General features: G+C 69.8%; 17 protein-coding genes and 1 pseudogene. 15 read left to right on the top strand and 3 right to left on the bottom strand.

Features of this window, described 5'->3' with window-relative positions:
* The first annotated feature begins 25 nt into the window (after nucleotides 1-25).
* The 4 genes from ACYUED_RS41435 (at nucleotide 26) to ACYUED_RS41450 (ending at nucleotide 8,339) form a co-directional block, all read left to right on the top strand.
* Nucleotides 26-817: an alpha/beta fold hydrolase gene (locus ACYUED_RS41435; protein WP_491289549.1), complete on the top strand. Its 792-nt coding sequence runs from the start codon at nucleotides 26-28 to the stop codon at nucleotides 815-817.
* Between the two features lie 204 nt (nucleotides 818-1,021).
* Nucleotides 1,022-2,584, top strand: a complete 1,563-nt coding sequence (locus tag ACYUED_RS41440; RefSeq protein WP_491289550.1) for a hypothetical protein — start codon at nucleotides 1,022-1,024, stop codon at nucleotides 2,582-2,584.
* A gap of 847 nt (nucleotides 2,585-3,431) precedes the next feature.
* Nucleotides 3,432-4,859 carry a non-reducing end alpha-L-arabinofuranosidase family hydrolase gene (locus tag ACYUED_RS41445; RefSeq protein WP_491289551.1) on the top strand — a complete coding sequence of 476 codons (1,428 nt, stop codon included), beginning with the start codon at nucleotides 3,432-3,434 and terminating at the stop codon, nucleotides 4,857-4,859.
* A 525-nt stretch (nucleotides 4,860-5,384) separates the two neighbouring features.
* On the top strand, nucleotides 5,385-8,339 hold the full coding sequence (locus tag ACYUED_RS41450; protein ID WP_491289552.1) for a helix-turn-helix transcriptional regulator: 2,955 nt from the start codon (nucleotides 5,385-5,387) through the stop codon (nucleotides 8,337-8,339).
* A gap of 62 nt (nucleotides 8,340-8,401) precedes the next feature.
* On the opposite strand, the gene ACYUED_RS41455 is transcribed toward ACYUED_RS41450, so the two are convergent.
* The 3 genes from ACYUED_RS41455 to ACYUED_RS41465 form a co-directional block, all read right to left on the bottom strand.
* Complete coding sequence (locus ACYUED_RS41455) at nucleotides 8,402-8,611, bottom strand: hypothetical protein (protein WP_491289553.1); 210 nt, start codon at nucleotides 8,609-8,611, stop codon at nucleotides 8,402-8,404.
* Between the two features lie 60 nt (nucleotides 8,612-8,671).
* On the bottom strand, nucleotides 8,672-9,421 hold the full coding sequence (locus tag ACYUED_RS41460) for a DUF6585 family protein (protein ID WP_491289554.1): 750 nt from the start codon (nucleotides 9,419-9,421) through the stop codon (nucleotides 8,672-8,674).
* A 204-nt stretch (nucleotides 9,422-9,625) separates the two neighbouring features.
* A complete protein-coding gene (locus ACYUED_RS41465) occupies nucleotides 9,626-10,423 on the bottom strand; it encodes a FadR/GntR family transcriptional regulator (protein WP_491289555.1) in 798 nt (265 codons plus the stop codon).
* A 371-nt stretch (nucleotides 10,424-10,794) separates the two neighbouring features.
* On the opposite strand from ACYUED_RS41465, the gene ACYUED_RS41470 reads away from it, so the two are divergent.
* The 11 genes and pseudogenes from ACYUED_RS41470 to ACYUED_RS41520 all read left to right on the top strand — a co-directional run bounded on the left by ACYUED_RS41470 (nucleotide 10,795) and on the right by ACYUED_RS41520 (nucleotide 20,963).
* The gene (locus ACYUED_RS41470; RefSeq protein ID WP_491289556.1) at nucleotides 10,795-12,159 is read left to right on the top strand and encodes an ABC transporter substrate-binding protein; all 1,365 of its coding nucleotides are present in this window, start codon (nucleotides 10,795-10,797) and stop codon (nucleotides 12,157-12,159) included.
* Nucleotides 12,156-13,070: a carbohydrate ABC transporter permease gene (locus ACYUED_RS41475; RefSeq protein ID WP_491289557.1), complete on the top strand. Its 915-nt coding sequence runs from the start codon at nucleotides 12,156-12,158 to the stop codon at nucleotides 13,068-13,070. Before ACYUED_RS41470 ends, ACYUED_RS41475 begins: the two co-directional genes overlap by 4 nt.
* Nucleotides 13,071-13,125: 55 nt before the next feature.
* Nucleotides 13,126-14,037, top strand: a complete 912-nt coding sequence (locus ACYUED_RS41480) for a carbohydrate ABC transporter permease (protein WP_491289558.1) — start codon at nucleotides 13,126-13,128, stop codon at nucleotides 14,035-14,037.
* Between the two features lie 36 nt (nucleotides 14,038-14,073).
* Nucleotides 14,074-16,077, top strand: a complete 2,004-nt coding sequence (locus ACYUED_RS41485) for a DUF8034 domain-containing protein (protein WP_491289559.1) — start codon at nucleotides 14,074-14,076, stop codon at nucleotides 16,075-16,077.
* Nucleotides 16,074-16,418 (top strand): L-rhamnose mutarotase, encoded by a 345-nt coding sequence (locus ACYUED_RS41490; protein ID WP_491289560.1) that lies wholly within the window; start codon nucleotides 16,074-16,076, stop codon nucleotides 16,416-16,418. The genes ACYUED_RS41485 and ACYUED_RS41490 overlap by 4 nt, the downstream gene beginning before the upstream one ends.
* A gap of 38 nt (nucleotides 16,419-16,456) precedes the next feature.
* Complete coding sequence (locus ACYUED_RS41495) at nucleotides 16,457-17,377, top strand: amidohydrolase family protein (protein ID WP_491289561.1); 921 nt, start codon at nucleotides 16,457-16,459, stop codon at nucleotides 17,375-17,377.
* Nucleotides 17,378-17,491: 114 nt separating this feature from the next.
* A complete protein-coding gene (locus ACYUED_RS41500) occupies nucleotides 17,492-18,574 on the top strand; it encodes a zinc-dependent alcohol dehydrogenase (RefSeq protein ID WP_491289562.1) in 1,083 nt (360 codons plus the stop codon).
* On the top strand, nucleotides 18,571-19,332 hold the full coding sequence (locus tag ACYUED_RS41505; protein ID WP_491289563.1) for an SDR family oxidoreductase: 762 nt from the start codon (nucleotides 18,571-18,573) through the stop codon (nucleotides 19,330-19,332). Before ACYUED_RS41500 ends, ACYUED_RS41505 begins: the two co-directional genes overlap by 4 nt.
* Nucleotides 19,329-19,490, top strand: a pseudogene (locus ACYUED_RS41510) (keto-deoxy-phosphogluconate aldolase); the annotation flags it as partial. The gene ACYUED_RS41505 and the pseudogene ACYUED_RS41510, both read left to right, overlap by 4 nt.
* A gap of 97 nt (nucleotides 19,491-19,587) precedes the next feature.
* Entirely contained in the window at nucleotides 19,588-19,839 is a 252-nt protein-coding gene (locus ACYUED_RS41515; protein ID WP_491294675.1) for a PfkB family carbohydrate kinase, read from the top strand.
* A 47-nt stretch (nucleotides 19,840-19,886) separates the two neighbouring features.
* On the top strand, nucleotides 19,887-20,963 hold the full coding sequence (locus ACYUED_RS41520; protein WP_491294676.1) for an aldo/keto reductase: 1,077 nt from the start codon (nucleotides 19,887-19,889) through the stop codon (nucleotides 20,961-20,963).
* Nucleotides 20,964-20,967 lie beyond the last annotated feature (4 nt).

Raw genomic sequence — 20,967 nt, forward strand, 5'->3', positions numbered from 1 at the left:
AGGCCACTGCGCAAGGAGGGTCACCGTGACGGACCTCGGCCGTATCCGGCTGTTCCACACCGTCCTCGGACCGGCCGACGCTCCCGTCCTCCTGCTGGTGCACGGCTGGGGCGGGGACGGGCGGGAGTGGTCGGAGCATGCCGAGGCGCTGGCGGGCCGGTTCCGGGTGGTCGTGCCCGATCTGCGCGGGCACGGCCGCTCCGAGGTGCCGACGGAGGGCAACACCCCGGCGGAGATGGCGGCGGACCTGGCCGCGCTGACCGAGGCCCTGGGCGCCGGCTCAGTGATCGCGGTCGGCCATTCCATGGGCGGCCAGGTCGTCAACCTCCTCGCCGTCCACCATCCGCACGCCGTACGGTCGGTGATCGCCCTCGACCCGGCCCACGGCGCCCACGGCGAGGAGGTCGAGCAGATCCCCGCCAGACTGGCCGCCTACCGTGAACGCGGCGCACAGGCGGCCGCCGCCTTCGTTGCGGCGGCTTTCGGGCCGGCCGCGCCGACGGGCCTGAGCACCGCCCACGTACGCACCATGCTCGGCACCCCCGGCCACGTCATCGCCCAGGCCTACGCCGGCATGTACACCGACGACGGCGCCGTCGGCATCCGTCCGGCCAGCGAGGCCCACCTGCGCCGCCGCACACAACCGGCGCTGACGGTCTGGACGTCCGCCGAGGCCGCCGCTTGGGAGCGCGGCACCCTGCGCACACCGGCATCCCGCGTCGACCACTGGCCCGGCACCGGGCACTACCTGCACGAGGAACACCCGCACCGCACGGTCCGCCTGATCGAGGACTGGGCGGACGGCGGGCTGGTTTGAGCCGCCGCCGGTCATGGCCGTCACGTGGACTGCCTGGCCGGGGACAAGAACCGACAGACTGACAGGCGACAAGAGAGGCGCCCTGGCGGGACCGGCTTCACCGAGGGGGCACCAGGCATGCCAGAGGGGTTGGCCCAGTGGGGGCCAGAGCTTTTCATGATGCGGGAACGGGAGCGACGTCGCGGCCTGGCACCGGAGAACGACGTGGGAAGGGACATCCTGCAAGGGGGGTTCGAGCCCTGCCTGCTGGCCCTTCTGCGGCTGTCGGTGGGCGGGGACCCGGGCACCGATCTCACCAGGGGGTGGCTCCCGAGGGCGCTGGCCCGCACCGGCCACCTCGTCCGCGCGGCTGAGCTGGTGTACTCGATCGGCGACGAGCTCAAGCAGGGTACGGAGCTTCTGGAGCTGGTGAAGGCCGCGGCGGGCGCGGGAGATCTGGGCGGCGCTCAGGCGTTGGCCGAGTCGATTCCCCTGCGGCAGCTGCGGGACCAGGCGCTGGTCGCCCTCGTGCCGGCGTGGGCCCGTGCCGGTGAGGGTGGCAGGGCTGTCGCTCTGGCGGAGAGGATCCGCTACCCGCACAACTGGGGGTGGGCCTGGGCCCTGCTGGCGAAGGCGGTGGCTGACAGCGGCGACATCGAGGAGGCGCTGAGGTTCGCCGCTCGCGCCGACGACGAGGTGAGTTCTTACGCCGTCGACGGGACGGAACAGGTGCTCGCCCTCCTCGTGGAGGTGGCCGTCGCCACCGGCGACCATGACTGGGCCGCCGCACTCGCCGACCGCGTGGAGGACATCACCCGGTCCCGCAACCCGGCCGGCCCGACCGGGTGGTCCAAGCCGCAGTGCCTGGCGGTGGTGTTGGCCCGCGAGGCGCTTGGGGGAGACCTCGACCGGCTCGACGCTCTCCTGCGCCCCCCGCCCGGACCGGCCGCCGGCGCCGACGTCAGGGGCACGGGATGTGGGTGGGCGCCCGGCGAAACCGCCGACCAGGACATGGCCCTGGACCAGGACATGGCCCTGGAAGGAGAGCTGGATGAGCTGGAAGGAGGGCTGGATGAGGTCGGCGCCGGCCCGCTCTCGCCCAGCTCCCCGCTCGGCGCCTGGGACCTGGCGTGTGTGCTGGACGCGGTCGCCGAAACCGCCGACCAGGACGTTGCCCTGGCCCTGGCCGACCGGGCCGAGGCGCTGCTCGACACCGGCGGCGGCCTTGATCACGACATTCTGCTGAGGTCCATGACACTCCTGCTGGCGCGGCGAGGGCAGGTCGAGCGGGCCATGACCCTCGCCGACCGGCTCGACCCCGATCTGCGCGTGGGGCGGCAGGCGGAGGTCGTCAGGGAGCTGGCCCGCTACGGCGACACGGACGCGGCCGAGGCCCTCCTGCACGCGATCACCGACCGCCGGGCACAAGCCAGGGCACTGATCGATGTGGTCCGGGAGCTGGCCCGGCGCCGCGATCCGGGCCGGGCCGAGGCCCTCGTCCACTCGGTCAACGACCGCTGGGCACAAGGCGAGGCGCTGGTCGCGGTCGTCCGGGAGCTGGCCCGGCACGGCGATCCGGGCGGGGCCGAGGCCCTCGCCCACTCGATCGCCTACCGCGCGACACGAGCCCGCGCACTGGCCGCACTCGCGGAGCTGTCCGAGCCGCCCCATGCCTGCAGGCTGGCCGCACGGGTCATGGTTCTCGACGGCTGGGCCACCGTCCTGCCGGTCCTGGAGCGGATCGTGCCCCGTTCAGTGGCAGTTGTCGTCGATCAGCTGATGCGCTGATCCAAGGCGAGGTACGACACCCTGCCGAACCCAGCCGCCACAGCTGCCACACGGTGGTCGGCATCGCGTGTGAGTCGACGAGGCCGCCGCGCCAACGCAGCCGACCCAGCGGCGGGGAAAAGTCGTCGCGGACTCAGTGGCCGTCCGCACGGCCGTCGCCAGGACGTGGAGCAGTCCTCCACCTGATCGTCTGGGCACCCATGGTGCCCGCCCGTTGCAACGCCTGAAGAGGGTTCGAAATTTCGGGCGGTATTCGGAAAAACGAGGTGGCGCGGATGGTGGAGAGGCCGACCGTCCCTGTCAACAGCGTACGCGAAACCGGCCCCGCTCCGGCGCAAAAGGTGCTGTCCCTCCGCACGGCCCGCCATTTGATCCGTTTGACCTGCGTCGTTTCATTCATGAAGCTCCGCGAATGTTTCGGAGTCACTTGCGAATAATGCGGAAAGTATTGACGCCGTTCACTGGTTCCCTATCATCCAAATTGCTCGACACCTCGGCTTTCGTTCGGAGTATCGAACACGTCAGGGTCGCTCCACTTGCACAGCAGGGCAACTCCGGGACCGGGTCACGCCGACCGCAACGATCGAGCCGCAAGGAGCATCCGCGCGATGTGCATGTCATGGCCTCATCATTTCTTCTCGTGTCGGCGGGCGCCTCCCGCGCCGCTCTGCTCCCACCCAGGGGCCGGTCTGTGGGTCTCGCAGGACCGTGAAGCCGTAAGAAGGTCAGCCCGGTGCCCACGGAGCGCTACGACCCGCATCACATCGACAGCCCGGACAGGCCCAACAGCCCGGACAGCCGCTGACGGGCCAACCGGAACCGCTTACTCAAGGATTACGAGGTCCCCATGCGCAGACGAAGTTTGTTCAGCCGCAGGCGTCTGTCTGTGGTGCTCGCCGCCGTGGTTGCGGCCCTGGTCTCGTTGGCGGGTCTGCTCGTCGCAGGCCCGGCTCAGGCGGCGACCAGCGGTGCCTTGCGCGGTACCGGTTCCGGCCGGTGTCTCGATGTGCCGAACGCCGGCCAGGCCGACGGCACGCTCCTGCAGATCTGGGACTGCTCGGGCGGGACCAACCAGCAGTGGACGTCGACGGACAGCAACCAGCTGACGGTGTACGGCAACAAGTGCCTGGATGTGCCGGGCCATGCCACCACGGCGGGTACCCGGGTGGAGATCTGGTCCTGTAACGGCGGTGCGAACCAGCAGTGGCGTGTGAACGCCGACGGCACGGTCGTCGCCGTGGAGTCCGGGCTGTGCCTGGACGTCTCGGGCGGCGCCACGGCCAACGGCACGGCGGTGCAGCTCTGGAACTGCGCGGGCACCAACAACCAGAAGTGGACCGGCCTGTCCGGCACGACCCCGCCCGGGGGCGGCTCGTGTGCTCTTCCGTCGACGTACCGCTGGACCTCGACGGGTGCGTTGGCGCAGCCGGCGAACGGGTGGGCCTCGCTGAAGGACTTCACCAACGTGGTGTACAACGGCAAGCACCTGGTCTACGCGTCGAACGTGTCGGGATCGGGGTACGGCTCGATGGCGTTCAAGCCCTTCACGAACTGGTCGGACATGGCGTCGGCCGGCCAGACCGGGATGAGCCAGTCCACGGTGGCGCCCACACTGTTCTACTTCGCGCCCAAGAACATCTGGGTGCTGGCCTCCCAGTGGGGTGCCTCGCCCTTCATCTACCGCACGTCCAGCGACCCCACCAACCCCAACGGCTGGTCCGCGCCGCAGACGCTGTTCACCGGGAGCATCCCGGGCGCCGCCCCGATCGACCAGACCCTGATCGCCGACGGCCAGAACATGTACCTGTTCTTCGCCGGTGACAACGGCAAGATCTACCGGGCGAGCATGCCGATCGGGAACTTCCCCGGCAGCTTCGGCTCGTCGTACACGACGGTCATGACCGACACGGTGAAGAACCTGTTCGAGGCGCCGCAGGTCTACAAGGTCCAGGGCCAGAACCAGTACCTGATGATCGTCGAGGCCCGGGGTGCGAACGAGCAGCGCTTCTTCCGCTCGTTCACGGCCTCCAGTCTGAGCGGTTCGTGGACCCCGCAGGCCGCCAGCGAGAGCAATCCCTTCGCGGGCAAGGCCAACAGCGGTGCCAACTGGACCAACGACATCAGCCACGGTGACCTGGTCCGCAACAACCCCGACCAGACCATGACCATCGACCCCTGCAACCTGCAGTTCCTCTACCAGGGCAAGTCCCCCACCGCGAGCGGCCCCTACGACCAACTGCCGTGGCGGCCGGGCGTGCTGACCCTGCAGCACTGACCCGCCTGAACCACGGTGACCGCGATCGGGTGCGGTCCGCCGACACGTGGACGAGCGGTCTACGGCGTAGGCGGACTCCACCTGCTGACCGATACTCACCGCATCGAGGACCCCAGCCGTACGTCGGCTGGGGTCCTCCCCCTTGTGAACTCTCCTCGTGGGTAAGGGCCGAAGCACTACGACGCCACCGGAGAATCGCTTAGGGCCGTGATGTGCTGTGAACTCCGCAAACGTCACCGCGCAGCCGATCCGGGTCGCCCTCCCCGTCACCCTCCTCGACGCGTCGTCTTCTCGCTGACCGGCGGCTTGCGCACCGACTCCGTGCACGTGGACTTCCATCCGACCACTGATCCGCAGCCGCACGGCCTTGGCCAGTGCAACGCGAAAACTGTGCTGAGCCACGGCAGCTGCCGGCTCCTGCCTGCCCGCAGGTCACAAGTCGGGCAATGTGATGGCCTAATATCCGAATCGACAACGGCGGGCGTCCTGGCTCCTGTGCACATCCGTGGGAAGGGAGAGGATCACTTGCCCCCCAAGGATCCGGCGCATGAGAACGGCGCTGTTCTCGTCGGCAGGCACACGCAGATCGAGTGTCTCTCCGCGGTCGTACAGGATCTGACCGACGGGCGGGGAACGATCCTGGAGGTCACTGGCGAGCCGGGGATCGGCAAGACCGCCCTGCTCGCGCTGCTCGCCGAGCGGGCGGCCGGGGCAGGGGCCCTGGTGGCACGCGCCCACGCCACGCGCACTACGACGCAACCCGGCCAGGTCATCAGAGAGGTGCTGGATGCCCTGGATGCGAGGGATTCCGCGATCGCCCGGGGACTCGGCGCCGGGGCGGGTGCCGAGGTGCGGAGCGTACTGGGGGGCTGGGCGGCGCGGCACGGCGGCGTGCTTGTTCTCGACAACGTCCATCTGTGCGACGAGGAGTCCGCGAGACTGATCGCGCAGCTTGTGCGGACACCCCCGCCCGGCCCGTTCGTCCTGGCGCTGGCGCACCGCCCGCGACAGGCCGGCCCGGCCCTGAGAGAAGCACTCGAACACGGAGTCGAGACCGGCTCGGTCATCCGCCTGGCCCCGTCCTCCTTGGACCTCCCGGCGATATCCACACTGCTCGGCCAGAGGGCGTCCCACACCGACACCAACTCCCGGCACGCCTACTCCCACGCGGCGCGCGACCATGCGTACACAGACTGGCGAGACTCCCCGGCACCCGTGGTCGACGGCACATACGCCGAGCAGTTGCACGCCGCCTCCGGCGGCAACCCGCGGATGCTGCGGATCCTGATCGCGGCGCGGTGGGACCCGGACGTGTGGCCGCTGAGTGCCGGACCGGACCGGGACGGCATGCTGCGGGAGGCCGTCTCCGTCGTCACCGAGCTGGACTCCCTCACCGCTGACGCCGCGCTTTCGGTCCAGGTCGCCGCCGTTCTCGGCGATCCCTTCCTGCCGGACGACGTCGCTGCGGTCTCCGATCTCGGCCTGGAACGAATCCTCGGAGCGTTCACCGAACTCGTCGAAGCGGACTTGATACGGCCGCTGCCCTGGGGCGGCGGCTACGTCTTCCGACACCCGGTGCTCGGCCACGTCGCCCTGGAACACGCCTCGCCGTCCCTGCGCGTCACCGCCCACAGGCAGGCCCTGGATCTGCTCACCACGCGAGGAGCGCCGGCGCTGCGACGTGCCCGGCAGGCCGAGCATCTGGTGGGCGCGGGCAGTGCGCAGGCCCGGCAGGCGCTGGTCGACGGCGCGGCGGAGGCGATGGCCAAGTCCCCGGCCGTCGCTGCCCATTGGCTGCGCCTGGCGCTGGACCACCTGCCCGCCGGGGAAAGGATCAGCGCCCCCCGGGTCGTGCTGGTGCTCGACCGTTGCCGGGCCCTCAGTGCCGTGGGCCGCCTGCAGGAAGCCCGTTCCCTGGTGCACGATCTGCTCAGGCATCAGTCGGATCTCTCCGTGGACCTTCGGCTGAGCGCCTATGCCGTCTGCGGAGAGCTGGAGCGGTTGCTGGGCCGCCACCAGGAGGCCGAAGCAGTGGTCCGGACGGCACTGGACCTCGTACCCCGCCCACTGCCGGTTCCGCTGCCGGCGCCGGCGGCCGAACTGATCACCGCATACGGGCGAGTGCAGTTGTTCCGGGGCGCCTACGGCGAGGCACGTGACGTGGTCCGCGAGGCGGCGGAGGCAGCCGAAGCCGCCGGCCAGGCGGCGCCCTACCTCCGGGCCCTCGGCGCCCTCGGCGACACCCAGCTCGGGCTGCTGCCCGAGGCGGTCGCCGAGGTCACCAAGTGCGCGCGGATCGTGGACGCCCTGCCGGACGCCGCTGCCGTCACCATGCCCGACGTCCTGGCGATGCTCGGCTGCGCGGAGCTGTTCCAGGAGCGGTTCCATGACGCCTACCGGCATCTCGAACGAGGACTGCAGGCGACCACGGGTGCCACCCGGAGGTTCATCCGGATCAACCAGCTGGTGGCCCTGTGCCATCTCGACCAGCTGACGGGGCGTCTGGAGTCGCTCTGCCGCCGTGCCGGGGAGGCAGAGCTGCTCGCCCGGATGAGCGGGGTCGACGAAGCCGCCGGGATCGCCATGATCCTGCGGGCGACGGGGCTGCTGTGGATACGTCCACGGCGGGACACCGACAGGCTGCTCGAACTCGCCGGGGAAGGACTTTCCCTCGCCCTGCGCAAGCGAGGCTGGCGGGCAGCCGTGGCGGTCGGCCTGCACGCCCACGCCCGGTTCCTCGGCGGGGATCCGGCAGGCTGTCTGCGCACCCTCGTCGAGGAGGGCGGCCCGCAGCTGCAGCGGCTGCCGGGGGCGTGGCAGCCCTCTCTTCTGGCGCTCGCCTCCGCCGCGGCACTGCGTTGCGGTGACATCGACGCCGCGCGCGACTGGGCCGGGACGGGGGAGGCCGTGGCCGAGCAGTTGGGGCTGCCGCTGCAACAGCAGTACGTGCGCAGAGCCTGGGCCGCGCTCCACTCCGCCGACGGAGAACACCACCTGGCGGCAGAGCTGTTTCACGAGGCCGCGGAGTCGTTCCGCCGCGCGGGTCAGCCGGTGGAACACGCCTGGACCCTGGTGACCGGGGCGCCTTCGGCCCACGCGGCCCATGGCACCCAGCAGGCGCTGGAGTGGCTCGACACGGCAGGAAAGGCCGCTCGGTCCTGTGGCGCAGAGCGTATCCGTGAGGAGGCGGCAAGGGTCAGGGCCCTGCTGCCCGCGTCATACGCCGCCGCCGGTGCGGCGGTTGCAACGGAGCAGGACGCGGGCGCCCGCGCGAGGATGGTCCTTCTCACCGAGCGAGAACGGGAGATCGCGGAACTGGCGGCAGAGGGCAAACGTACCAAGGAGATCGCAGAACAGCTCTTCGTCAGCACCAGGACGGTCGAAACCCACCTCGGGAGGATCTACCGCAAGCTTGAGATCCCTTCCCGGGCGGCACTGCCGCGCGCACTCGGCCGAGTGGTCCAGCGGCCGGTCGTCTGACCGGTTGCCCCGGTCCCACCCGGCGGGGCCGTCGACGCCCGGACCGTCCGCTGTGCCGCCGGTCAGGACGGCAGATCGGGCGGCGTCCCGGCCATGGTCGGCCAGGCCGCCGCGACCTGTTGATCCCTCAGGGGCACGAAACTCTGCACCTGGACCTCGCAGTCCAGGTTGCTGTCCCGAACCAGTAGCCGGAGGTCATTGCGCAACGGCGCGGCCTCCTTGACGTCGTCGTAGCGGAAGGCACCCCGGCCACGACCCGGCACCTGCACCACCGGGCCTCGGGCCTCCTGCGGCGCCGAGAACCACCAGTTGAAGACGGGTCGGCCCGGCCGTCAGGAGGCGGACTGCTCGTGCAGGCTGTGGGCGACCGCCAGGAACAGCTGCAGGTTCGTGATGTCCTTGGCCGGGTGGTGGGACCAGCGGACGGGGTCGCCGGTGGGGCCGGTGGTCATGATGCGGACCAGACCACCCGAGGCGTCGACCTCCCTGACCTTCGACCAGGGCAGGCTGCCTTCCCCACGGGCGCTCACGGCCGTGCGGGAGAGCGAGAGCGCTCCGAACGGGACCGTGCCGCCCTCCTGAAGGGTCTCCAGCACGGCCGGCCCCTGTGCGCGCATCACCGCGTCCTGCATCCGGGCACCCCAGACGTCGGGATCCTCGTAGAACTCCGTGATCCGCACCGACCCCTGGCCGGGGGCGCTTGCCGAGTAGACGTATTTGGTCGGCCAGGGGCGGCCGTTGACGATCAGTTGGCTGATGTCCTGCTGGAGGCGCAGGGAGTCCCAGCGCAGGGCGACGAGCTCGCCGCCGGACGGCGGTTGCGCGATCAGCCCCTCCTCGAACAGGTGCAGCCGCTGGGCGGCCCGCTTCCGGCTGAAGTCGGGGAAGCGGCGCATGGAGAACCAGTAGTACAGCAGCCCCGGGACCAAGAAGAACGGCATGAGCATGAGGCAGTTGAAGACATGGGCGGCGTACACCACACGACGCAGGCGCTTCGGCGCGAACACGCCCTGGAGGGCGCCCAGCCTATGTCGTACGGCCAGGTCGGCGACCTCGGGCGACGCGGGGGTGAGTGGAGTCATGAGGACGAGCCTCCGAGCAGCGCCCACACGTGACAACCGTGGATCTACGTAACTCGGTTACGTATTTTCGGCGTTGGAGGGGGCGGTTCCCGTACCGGTTGACCGACTGCGAGCCGGTCACGCGGGCCGAGTGCACAGCCGATGCGTACGCCGCCCCGCCGATACCGCAGTTGCCGGACGTGTAGGGCGCGCTGACGCGCAGCGCTAGCCGAACAGGCGGCGCTGGATCTCGCGCCGGTAGTCCCCCAGGGTTCTGTCGAGGTGTGCCGCGGTGGCCTGTGCCGCCTCCTCGGGGTGGCCGTCACGGATGGCCCGGTAGATCGCCTCGTGTTCCTCGACGGCTGCCTCGGTGTTCTCGCCGAGCGTGTCATGGATACCGATGGCGCTGGACTGGCGCTGCAGTCGTCGTGCGTCACGCACGGCGCTGACGAGGAAGGTGTTGTGCGAGGCCGCGGACACGGCCGCGTGGAAGTCATCGTCCGCCTGGTTGAACACGTCGACCTGGTTGTGGGCGAACCCGTGCCGGCACTGCTCCATGGCCACCTCGATGGTGCGCAGTTCCGAAGGGGTGGCACGGGTGGCCGCCAGACTGCTGGCAGCCATCTCCTGAACCCTGCGGAACTCGAACAGCATCAGCACGTGGTCGATGTCGACGGGACGGAAGAACCCTCCCCACCGGCTGGTGACGAGCATGCCTTCGTCATCAGCGACGAACAGACCCCGCCCCTTGTGCGCCCGTACCCGACCCAGCGCCGAAAGGATTTTCACGGCTTCCCGCACCACCGCCCTGCTGGTGTCCAGTTGCTGGGCCAGGTCGATCTCCGTGGGCAGCCGGTCACCCGCCACCAGCCCGGACTCGGCGATGAACTCGAGGATCCGCTCCGCCACGATTTCGTACCCGGGACGGTAGTCACGCCGCTCTTCCGATCCGTTCACCGCCACGGGCGCAGAGGGAAGGGCCGGAGCCGGCAAGGCCGCTTCCGTCGCTGGCGTGTGGTCCATCTGTGCTGCCCTCCTGGGTGACTGCGGCACACGCGACTGATCGCTGTGGTGCCGACGTCATCGTAGCTTAGATGAGTTATAAGTCCTACTCATTTTCACCAAGATCTACAGCGCGAGTTCTGGTTTTCCAAGCGTACAAATGCCTCTTATTGGCTACAAGTGGGCCAGATCGCAACTTCATTGCCCTCAAATCCACCAAAGGAAGCCGTGCACACCTCTTGACGAGCCTCTTGTTAAGGCGGCTAATTTCTTCCAGGTCGGCGGCTAGACAGCCGCCTTCAGTGTCCGACGCTCGCCCGGGACGGCCCCACGTCGGCCCGCCCAAGCACCCCCGAACTGCTCGGGGCACCTGCGAACCAGTGGAGTCACTCATGACCGTCAACAAGCCTGCGTCCAGCTCGAAGAGAGTGATCAGCACGAAGCGTGCGGCGCTGCTGGCTGGTTGCGCGGCCACGGTGTTGCTGACCGTGACGGCCTGTGGTGGCGGCAGCGGCGCCGGTACGACGGCCAAGGACGGTTTCGCTCAGGCGGCGCAGAAGGACGGGGCGTTGACCGTCTGGGTGGACGCGACGCGTATGGAGGCCGCGAAGCTGTACCAGAAGCAGCACCCGGGCGTGAAGCTGAACATCGTCAGCTACGACGGTGACGCCAACGGCTCGAACTATCTCCAGACGAAGGTTCAGCTGTTCAACCGCACCGGCAAGGGCTGGCCGGACGTCGTGTTCAGCTCGCAGAACAACGAGGCGTCCTGGGCGGTCGACGCGGGCTTCGCGGCGCCGCTGAACAAGGGCCTGATCCCCACCGCGACCCTGACCGACTTCGCCGCCGGCGCCAACGACGTCTGCACGGTGGGCGGCACCCTCTACTGTCTGCGCAACGACCTCTCCCAGGCGGTGCTGTGGTACAACGCGCCGCTGCTGAAGAAGTTCGGCTACTCGGTGCCCACGACGTGGGAGGAGTACCAGAAGGTCGGCGAGAAGGTGGCCAAGGAGCACCCCGGCTACCTCGTGGGTGACGCCGGCGACTCCTTCACGCCCGAGATCTACCTGTGGGCGAGCAAGTGCGGCGCCAACCACATCACCGGCCCCAAGGCGGTGTCGGTGAACACCTCCAGCGAGGCCTGCACCAAGATGGCCACGCTCATGGACGTGCTGATCAAGAACAAGTCCATGTCCACCAGCGGGGTCTTCAGCACCGACTTCGGCAAGAACAAGGCCGACAAGGTCCTGCTCATGCCGGGTCCGGCCTGGTACGGCGGCGCGTTGTTCGAGGGCACCTTCAAGACGCCGGCCAAGCAGATCGCGGCCGCGCCCATCCCGCAGTGGCAGGGCGAGACCTCGCCGTCCACCGGCAACGTCGGCGGCGGCACCTGGCTGCTGTCCAAGCACTCCGCGCACGTCAAGGCCGCCACCGACTTCCTGAAGTGGGTCACCACCGACAACGCCTACCAGGGTGAGAAGGCGCCGGGCTTCCCCGCGTACGCGCCGGCGGCTGAGGCGTGGCTGAAGGGGCAGGACGCGGCCGGCTACTTCGACGGCGACCTCAGCGCCCTCAAGGAAGCGTCCTCCCAGGTCTGGAACGGCTGGGGCTCGGGCCAGTTCAGCCAGGAGGCGATCTGGGCGGCCACCGTCAAGCCCGGTCTGACGCAGGGCAAGAGCGTCGTCTCGATGCTGCCGGCCTGGCAGGACTCCGTCGTCAAGTACGCCAAGTCGAACGGATACAAGGTCTCCCAGTGACCCTCACCCACTCCCCGGCCCGCTCTGCCACCCGGCGCCGTCGCGGCGCCGGTCGGCAGAGCCGGGCCGGCATGGCCTTCGTCGCCGCCTACGTGGTCCTGCTGGTCGCCTTCGGCGTCCTTCCCACCGCGTACGCGGTCTACTTCGCCTTCACCGACGCCGGGGGCAGGGTCACCGGCTTCTCCAACTTCGTGACCTCGGCACAGGACTTCCGTTTCCTGGACGCCGTGAGCCATGTCGCGGTCTACCTCGCCTTCTGGCTGCTGTCCCTGGTGGTGTTCGTGGTGGCCCTGGCCCTGCTGCTGCACCGCCTTGGCTCGGGTCCGGCGAGCAAGACGCTGCGTTTCCTCTACTACATACCCGGAGCGCTCGCCGGCGCCGCGAGCGTGCTGGTGTGGCTGTTCATGCTCGACCCGACGGTGAGCCCGGTCAGTTCACTCCTGGGCGGGCTGGGGTTCCACACCTTCGGCGAGGTGATCGCGCCCGGCAACCTGCCCGTGCTGTTCACGATCATCGCGTTCTGGACCGGCGCGGGCGGCTGGATCGTCGTCATGTACGGCGCGCTCAACAACATCCCCACGGACGTGATGGAAGCCGCGCGCATCGATGGCGCGGGCGCCTGGCAGACCGCCTGGCAGGTGCAGATCCCGATGCTGCGCAAGTGGATCGTGTACATGGTGATCCTGGCGTTCGCGGGCGGCGCCCAGCTGTTCGTGGAGCCGCAGCTGCTGTCCCTGGCCAGTGTGGGCGTGGCCGGCCGCGACTACTCGCTCAACCAGCTCACCTACGACTTCGCCTTCCAGATGAACAACATCAACGGGGCCGCCGCGGTCTCGGTGGAGCTCCTGGTCGTCAGTGTGTCGGCCGCCGCCGTCTTCGTCGCACGGTCGGGGTTCTTCGATGCCGAATAAGTCCTCTGCCCTCCTGATCGCCGCCGACCCGCACGCGGAAGGGGAACCAAGCGTCATGAGCCGAACGCAGCACCGGGCGCCGGAGCGGCGGCGTCCGCGTCCCCGGCGGCGCGTGACAGCACCGCTGCTGACCGGATCCGTACTGGCCGTGTTCGTCGTGTTCTTCGTGCTGCCGGTGCTGTGGCTGGCCCTCGCGGCGACCAAGACCGACCAGCAACTGGTCCACGGCAACCCGCTGTCCTTCGGCTCTTTCCACGCGCTGAAGGCCAACTGGCACGCGCTCACGGCGTTCCAGGACAACGCCGTGATGCAGTGGCTGGGCAACTCGGCCCTGTACGCGGTGATCTCGCTGGTCATCACGCTCGCTGTCGCCATTCCCGCGGGATACGCCCTGGCCATGACCGAGTTCCGCGGCCGGCACACCCTGCTGGTCGCGACGCTGGTCGTGATGCTCATGCCGAACGCCACCCTGGTGGTGCCGCTGTTCCTGGAGATCAACGCGGTGCATCTGATCGGCACGATGTGGTCGATCATCCTGCCGTACTCGTTCTACCCGTTCGGCGTGTACCTGACGTACATCTACTTCACCACCGCCGTACCGAAGGACCTGCTGGCGGCGGCGCGGATGGACGGCTGCTCGGAGGTCGGCGTCTTCTGGCACATCGCGCTGCCGCTGGCGACCCCGGTCATCGCGCTCGTGGGCTTCTTCAGCTTCGTCGCCAACTGGACCAACTACTTCCTGCCCTACGTGATGCTCCCCGAGAGCAGCCAGATGCCCATCCAGGTGGGGGTCGCAACCCTGCTCAGCAGCGTGCCGTCGTTCAACCCGACGGTCGGTGACCTGGCGATCCAGCGCCCGCAGCTGGCTCTGGCGACGCTCGTGGCCATCACCCCGGTGCTGGTCGTCTTCCTGTTCGCCCAGCGCTTCCTGGTGAGCGGGATGCTCGCCGGCGCCACCAAGGAATGACACCGGCGCCGCCACCCCCGAACGGAGACCCTTTCCATGCCCCTCAGCTCTGCCGACCACGTTTCGGGAGCAGACGCTCCGGCCTCCTCACCCGAAATCCAGGCGGGGGTGCCGCTTCTCGAACCACCCGGCTGGGCCGTGGCCCAACGTGCGCTGTTCGACCTCCTCGACCACGCCTGGCGCCGCTTCGCCCGCGACTTCACCGGCCCGGACGGACGCCTGAACTACTCAGGCCCGCTGACCACCCGCGACGGCGTGGACGACTTCTACGAGGTGTTCTTCAACTGGCCCCAGCTCTACCTCCTCGGCGGCGCCGACGACCTGCTCCCCGCCAGTGAGAAGCACTGGGAGGGCGTGACCCGCCAGCTCACCGAACTGGACATGCTGCGCGACGAGTACGAGCGCGGCTACGACTGGTTCCACCAGGGCGAGAGCCTGCTCCTGCTCTACTTCCTGTGCATGGCCGACCCCAAGCGCTGGCGTGAGCGCGCCCTGCGCTTCGCCGAGCTGTACGTCGACCCGGCCAAGGGCAACTACGACCCCGCCCACCGCGTCATCACCCGCCCGCACAACGGCAGCGACCCCGACCGCACGGGCCTGTTCGACGGCGACGTCTACCCCTGGCTGCTCAAGGAAGCCGAGACGTACGGCTTCCCGCTCGACTGGCTCCCCGAGGCCGCGCACGGCCCCTTCCCCCTGTCGGCGGACCCGCGCCTCGGCGACCAGATGCGCGACCGGATGGGCGTCGGCGACACCGCGGTCAACCTCGCCGCGGCCGGTCTGGTCCTCAACGCCTTCATCGTGTCCGGCGAGGACCGCTACCGCGACTGGATCGTCGAGTACGTGGGCGCGTGGCGGGAGCGCACCGAGGCCAACGGCGGTCTCGTCCCGGACAACGCAGGCCCGGACGGCGTCGTCGGCAGCCTGCTGGAGGGCCGCTGGTACGGCGGTCACTACGGCTGGTCCTGGCCGCACGGCTGGCACAGCGTCGGCCACGCAGCCTGCGTCGCGGCACTCGCGGCGGCCACCGTCACCGGCGACGACGACTACCTCTCCATGGTCGCGACCTCCCTCGACACCCTCATCGGCCACGCCAAGGTGATGCCGCACACCGAGGCGGACTCCAGCCTGCCCGCCAAGTGGGCGGTCGAACTCGGCCCCGACGACGTCCACACGCCCACCCCGCACCTGCCGTTCCGGCACAACGACTCGGGCTGGTTCGACTACAACCCGGCCACCCCGCCGGTCCCGGTGGCCCTGTGGCACCACACGGCCTCCGACGCCGACCGCGCCCGGCTGGAGCACCTGCGTGAGGCCGACGGCATCGACTGGCGCACCCTGCGGCCCTTCCGCGCCAAGGAGGAGTCGGGACACGAGAAGGCGTGGTTCGCCTTCCTCGCCGGCGACGACCCCGGCTACCCCGAGCGGATCCTCGCCACCGCCCAGGCCCAGATCCGCCACCGCCTGCGGCGCATCGACCGCTACCGCGACCTGGACGTGCCCGAGGCCGACATCCACGTGTGGCAGCAGTCGAACCCCGTCGTCACGGAGGCACTCGTCCAGCTGACCTGGGGCGGCCCTCAGGTGCTCTACCAGGGTGGCCTCCAGCAAGCCCGGCTGCGCTACCACGACGCCGACGCCCGCCGCGCCGGCCTCCCCCAGGACGTGGCCGCGCTGGTCACCTCCATCGACCCCCAGGCCACCACCGTCGAACTCGTCAACCTCGCCCCCGAGACCGAGCACACGGTGATCGTCCAGGCGGGCGCCTTCGCCGAGCACACCATCACCGCCGTCCGCTACACCACCTGCCAGGACGACACCTGGATCGGGGACATGTACGACTACGGCCACACCGAGCCCGTCGTTACCGAGACGGAGCAGCCCTGCGGCAGCACCTTCCTGAGCGTCCGGCTGCCCGCGTCCACCCGGATCAAGCTCGTCCTGCGGCTGGACCTGCGCGCCAACACCCCCAGCTACCGCACCCCGTTCGACACCGACGTCAACGAGCCCGCCCCCGGCACAGAAGAGAGCACGGCGTGAAGCGCATCGCCCAGACCATCAGGCTCAGGCCCGAGCACCGGGAGAGGTACCTCGAACTGCACTCCGCCGTCTGGCCCGGGGTGGAGGCGGCCATGCACCGGGCGAACATCCGCAACTTCGGCATCTTCCTCCACGGTGACGTGCTGTTCGGCTACCTCGAATACCACGGCGACGACTTCGAGGCCGACATGGCCACCATCGAAGCCGACCCTGAGACCCAGGAGTGGTGGAAACTCACCGACCCCTGCCAGGAACCCTGGCCCGACCGGGGTGAGTCCCGCCAGTGGACGGAACTCACCGAGATCTGGCACCTGAACCCGCCAGACGACACCACCGTTTGACACGGCCCGCACCGTACCGAACCGACTTGGAACCTGCCGTGACCTTTACCCCCACCGCCCCCCTCGTCGACGCCCACCACCACCTGTGGGACCTCGAGCAGCGTCCACAACCCTGGCTGGACGACCCCACCGCGGCATCCATCCGCCGCACCTTCACCCCCGGTGACCTGCGTGCCACCGCCACCCAGCCCATCGCGGGCCGCCGTCTGCACAGCACCGTGGTCGTGCAGTGCATCCCGGACGTGCCCGAGACCGAGGACCTCCTCGCCCTCGCGGAGCAGGAGCCGCTGATCGGGGCCGTGGTCGGCTGGGCAGACCTGACGTCACCAGCCATCGGCGAGGTGCTCGACGGGTTGCTCGCCGGACCGGGCGGTGCGTATCTGCGCTCCCTGCGCCACCTCGTCCAGGGCGAGACGGACCCACGGTGGCTGCAAAACCCCGATGTCGAACGCGGGCTGACAGCCGCCCAGGAACGCGGGCTCTGCTACGACGTACTCGTCCGCAGCCACCAGCTCGACCAGGCGACCCGGCTGGCCGAACGCTTCCCCGACCTGCCCCAGGTACTCAACCACGCCGGTAAGCCCTCGATCGCCACCGGTGAACTGGCCGACTGGGAAGGCCGGTTGCGCCTGCTGGCCGCACACCCGCACGTGGTCTGCAAGGTGTCGGGGCTGATCACCGAGGCCGACCACGAGAAGTGGACCACCGCCGACATCCGTCCCGTCTGGGACGCCCTGCTTGAAGCCTTCGGCCCCGACCGCCTGATGTTCGGCTCCGACTGGCCGGTGGCCAACCTCGCGGGCGGCTGGAACCGCTGGGCCGCCACCGTGGACGAACTACTCGACGGCTGTTCCGCCGACGAGACCTCGGCGATTCTCGCGGGCACCGCGACCACCTTCTACAGCCTTCCCCGCGAGGCCGGAGAACTGGGGATGACCGCCCACACCCCGCACACCTGACTATCTCCTCCCATTCCGCCCAAAGCACCCCACGGCACACACCGCCGACACCCGTACCTACGCCAATCTGCTGCTGACGATCGGCGTCCGCGCCGAAGGGACCCTGACGACTCGATGACTCTCGCCGTCCGTTACGTTTCCGCCCGCACCCTGGACACGGCCCCCGTCGAGTCCTCCGCTCCCGGTCCGGGTGAGGTGGAGTTGGCGCCCGCCTATGTGGGTATCTGCGGCACCGATCTGCATATCTTCCACGGCGACATGGATGCCCGGGTGTCCGCTCCGGCCGTCCTGGGGCATGAGATGTCCGGTCGCGTCACCCGTGTCGGCGCCGGTGTGGAGGGGTGGGTGCCCGGTGATGCGGTCACGGTGATGCCGTTGCGCTGGGACGGCAGTTGCCCCGCGTGCCTGGCCGGGCATCAGCACGTCTGTCAGAACCTGGACTTCATCGGGATCGATTCGCCGGGTGCGATGCAGCAGCGTTGGATTGTGCCTGCCTCGGTGCTGGTCAGGTTGCCGGAGTCGCTTGCCCTGGACCGGGCCGCGCTGGTGGAGCCGACGGCGGTCGCGGTGCATGACGTGGGCCGGGCCGAGGTGGCCGGTGGTGAGAGGGTCGTGGTGGTCGGTGGCGGGCCGGTCGGCATCCTGATCGCGTTGGTGGCGCGGGGGGCGGGGGCCGAGGTGCGGGTGGTGGAGCTGAGCGCGCACCGTCGTGTGCTGGCCGAGGAGTTGGGGCTGGTGGCGTGGAATCCGGCTGATGATGATGTGCCGGCGCTGGTGGGTGAGTGGACTGCCGGTGCGGGGGCGGACGTCGCCTTCGAGGTGTCGGGTGCGGCGGGCGGCGTGGAGACCGCGGTCGACGTGCTGGGTGTGCGTGGCCGGCTGTGCCTGGTGGCGATCCATCCGCGTCCTCGTGAGGTGAATCTGCACCGCTTCTTCTGGCGTGAACTCACGTTGGTCGGGGCCCGGTTGTATGACCGCTCCGACTTCGAGAGGGCGGTGGCCCTGGTGGCGGACGGCACGATTGCGGTCGAGCGGCTGATCAGCAAGGTTGTGCCGCTGACGCAGGCGCCGGCCGCGTTCGAGGCGCTGGAGGGCGGTGGTGACGTGATGAAGATCCTCGTGGACTGCACCACCGACACCGACACCGGCAGCCACGACGACGCCGCTGACACTGCCACCGAGGGAGCAGCGGTATGAGTGTCTTCGACCTCACCGGGAGGCTCGCTGTGGTCACCGGGGCCCGGCGGGGGATCGGCCGGGCGATGGCCCGCGCGCTCGCCGGGGCCGGTGCGGATGTCATCGGGGTCAGCGCGTCGCTGGAGGAGTCCGGCAGTGCGGTGGAGAAGGACGTTCTTGCCGCGGGCCGCACGTTCGAGGCGATCCGGACCGACTTCGCCGATCCGGAGGCGGTGCGTGCGTTGGGCGCGGATCTGGCCGGGCGGGAGCGGCCGGTGGACATCCTGGTCAACAACGCGGGCACGATCCGCCGTGCTCCGGCCGCCGAACACACGGACGCGGAATGGGAGTTGGTGCTCCAGGTCAACCTCAACGCGCAGTTCGCGTTGACCCGGGCGGTGGGCGGGGCGATGGTGGCCCGCGGTCAGGGGAAGGTCATTTTCACGGCGTCGCTGCTCAGTTTCCAGGGCGGTATCACCGTGCCCGGCTATACCGCCTCCAAGCATGGCATCGCCGGTCTGGCCAAGGCGCTGGCCAACGAGTGGGCCTCGCACGGGGTGAACGTGAACGCCATCGCCCCGGGCTATATCGCCACCGACAACACCCAGGCTCTCCAGGACGACCCGGTCCGTAGCAAGGCGATCCTGGAGCGGATCCCGGCGGGACGGTGGGGCGACGCGGACGACCTGGCGGGTGCCACGGTGTTCCTCGCCTCGGACGCGGCCGCGTATGTGCACGGTGTGGTCCTGCCCGTCGACGGCGGATGGCTGGGCCGATGACGGACACCGGCCTGGTCTCGGTGCTGGCCGGGGCCCGTGTCCTGCCGGTGCTGACCGTGCCCGAACCTGCCACGGCCGCGCCGCTGGCCGACGCGCTCTGTGCGGGCGGCGCCCGGTGCGCCGAGGTCACCTTCCGCACCCCGGGCGCCGAACGGGTCCTCAAGACGATGGCCGCGCACGGTGGGCTGGCCGTCGGTACGGGCACGGTCGTCGAGCGCGGCTACGGCATCCGCGGCGCACTGGGTGTCAGCGACCGTGCCCACACCGCCGCATCCCAGCTGCGCAAGGGGGCATCGACTGGGACCACGTGTTCTCGGCCGGGGCGGCGACGGCTTCGCCGCCGGCCTCATCCACGGCCTGCTCGGCGGCACCGGCCTGGAACGGGCCCTGGCCTACGGCACCGCCCACGGTGCGCTCACCATGACCACCCCCGGCGATGTCTCCATGGCCACGCTCGCCGAGGTCGAGGCGCTCATCGCGGGCGGCTCGGCCCACGTCACACGCTGACCGGCGCTCCAGGCCGGCGCCCCTCACCCGTATCCCAGGAGCACGTCTTGCAGCAGCGGAAGATCCAGCACACGTCCGTGTCCCTCACCGAACTCGGCTTCGGGGCGTCCGTGATCGGCAACCTGTACCGCGTCACCCCGGCCGCGGACGCGTCGGCCGCGATCGAGGCGGCATGGGAAGCGGGCATCCGCTACTTCGACACCGCACCGCACTACGGCCTCGGCCTCTCCGAGCGCCGCCTGGGCGCCGCGCTGCGAGGCCGCCCGCGGGACGAGTACGTCATCTCCTCCAAGGTGGGCAGGCTGCTGGTGCCCAACGAGCAGCCGCACGGCATCGACAGCGAGGGCTTCGTCGTACGCGACGACCTGCGCCGGCAGTGGGACTTCAGCCGCGACGGCGTGCTCCGCTCCATCGAGGACACACTGGAACGCACCGGCCTGGACCGCCTCGACATCGTCTACCTGCACGACCCCGACGAGCACTGGCGGCAGGCCGCGCAGGAGGCCATGCCCGCCCTGGCGGACCTGCGCGACCAGGGCGTGATCGGCGCGATCGGCGCCGGCATGAACCAGTCGGCCATGCTCGCCCGCTTCCTGCGCGAGACCGCCGCCGACGTCGTGATGCTCGCCGGCCGCTACACACTCCTGGACCAGTCGGCGCTGGACGACGTCCTGCCCGCCGCCGAGGAACTCGGCAAGAGCGTCGTCGCGGTCGGCGTCTTCAACTCCGGACTGCTCTCCCTCGACCGGCCCGCCGAGGGCATGAAGTACGACTACCAGGACGCCCCGCCGGACCTGGTCGACCGCGCTCTGGCCATCGCGAAGGTCTGCGCGGCGCACGGCACCACCCTGCCCGCCGCCGCGATCGCCTTCCCCCACACCCACCCCATCGTCGTCAACGTCACCCTCGGCATGCGAGACCGCGAACAAGTGACACGGAACGTGGAACTTTACGGCGGCACCATCCCTCAGGCGCTCTGGGACGACCTTCGGCTTCAAGGGCTGATCCGGTCCGACGTCCCCACCGGAAGCGGCGGCCGCCGCTCGGCTGATCGTGCGGCGCCAGACGGACCGAGAGCGGCGCACGGTGATCGCACTCGTGAGAGGAGTTCCTCTCGCCCCTGACCGA

This window comes from Streptomyces sp. DF42 (assembly GCF_058267695.1).

Excerpts from the sequence above, each read along its gene's own strand:
- ACYUED_RS41485 (WP_491289559.1), top strand. The coding sequence starts at position 14,074 with ATGCCCCTCAGCTCTGCCGACCACGTTTCGGGAGCAGACGCTCCGGCC.
- ACYUED_RS41465 (WP_491289555.1), bottom strand. The coding sequence starts at position 10,423 with ATGGACCACACGCCAGCGACGGAAGCGGCCTTGCCGGCTCCGGCCCTT.
- ACYUED_RS41445 (WP_491289551.1), top strand. The coding sequence starts at position 3,432 with ATGCGCAGACGAAGTTTGTTCAGCCGCAGGCGTCTGTCTGTGGTGCTC.
- ACYUED_RS41480 (WP_491289558.1), top strand. The coding sequence starts at position 13,126 with ATGAGCCGAACGCAGCACCGGGCGCCGGAGCGGCGGCGTCCGCGTCCC.
- ACYUED_RS41500 (WP_491289562.1), top strand. The coding sequence starts at position 17,492 with ATGACTCTCGCCGTCCGTTACGTTTCCGCCCGCACCCTGGACACGGCC.
- ACYUED_RS41460 (WP_491289554.1), bottom strand. The coding sequence starts at position 9,421 with ATGACTCCACTCACCCCCGCGTCGCCCGAGGTCGCCGACCTGGCCGTA.
- ACYUED_RS41505 (WP_491289563.1), top strand. The coding sequence starts at position 18,571 with ATGAGTGTCTTCGACCTCACCGGGAGGCTCGCTGTGGTCACCGGGGCC.
- ACYUED_RS41470 (WP_491289556.1), top strand. The coding sequence starts at position 10,795 with ATGACCGTCAACAAGCCTGCGTCCAGCTCGAAGAGAGTGATCAGCACG.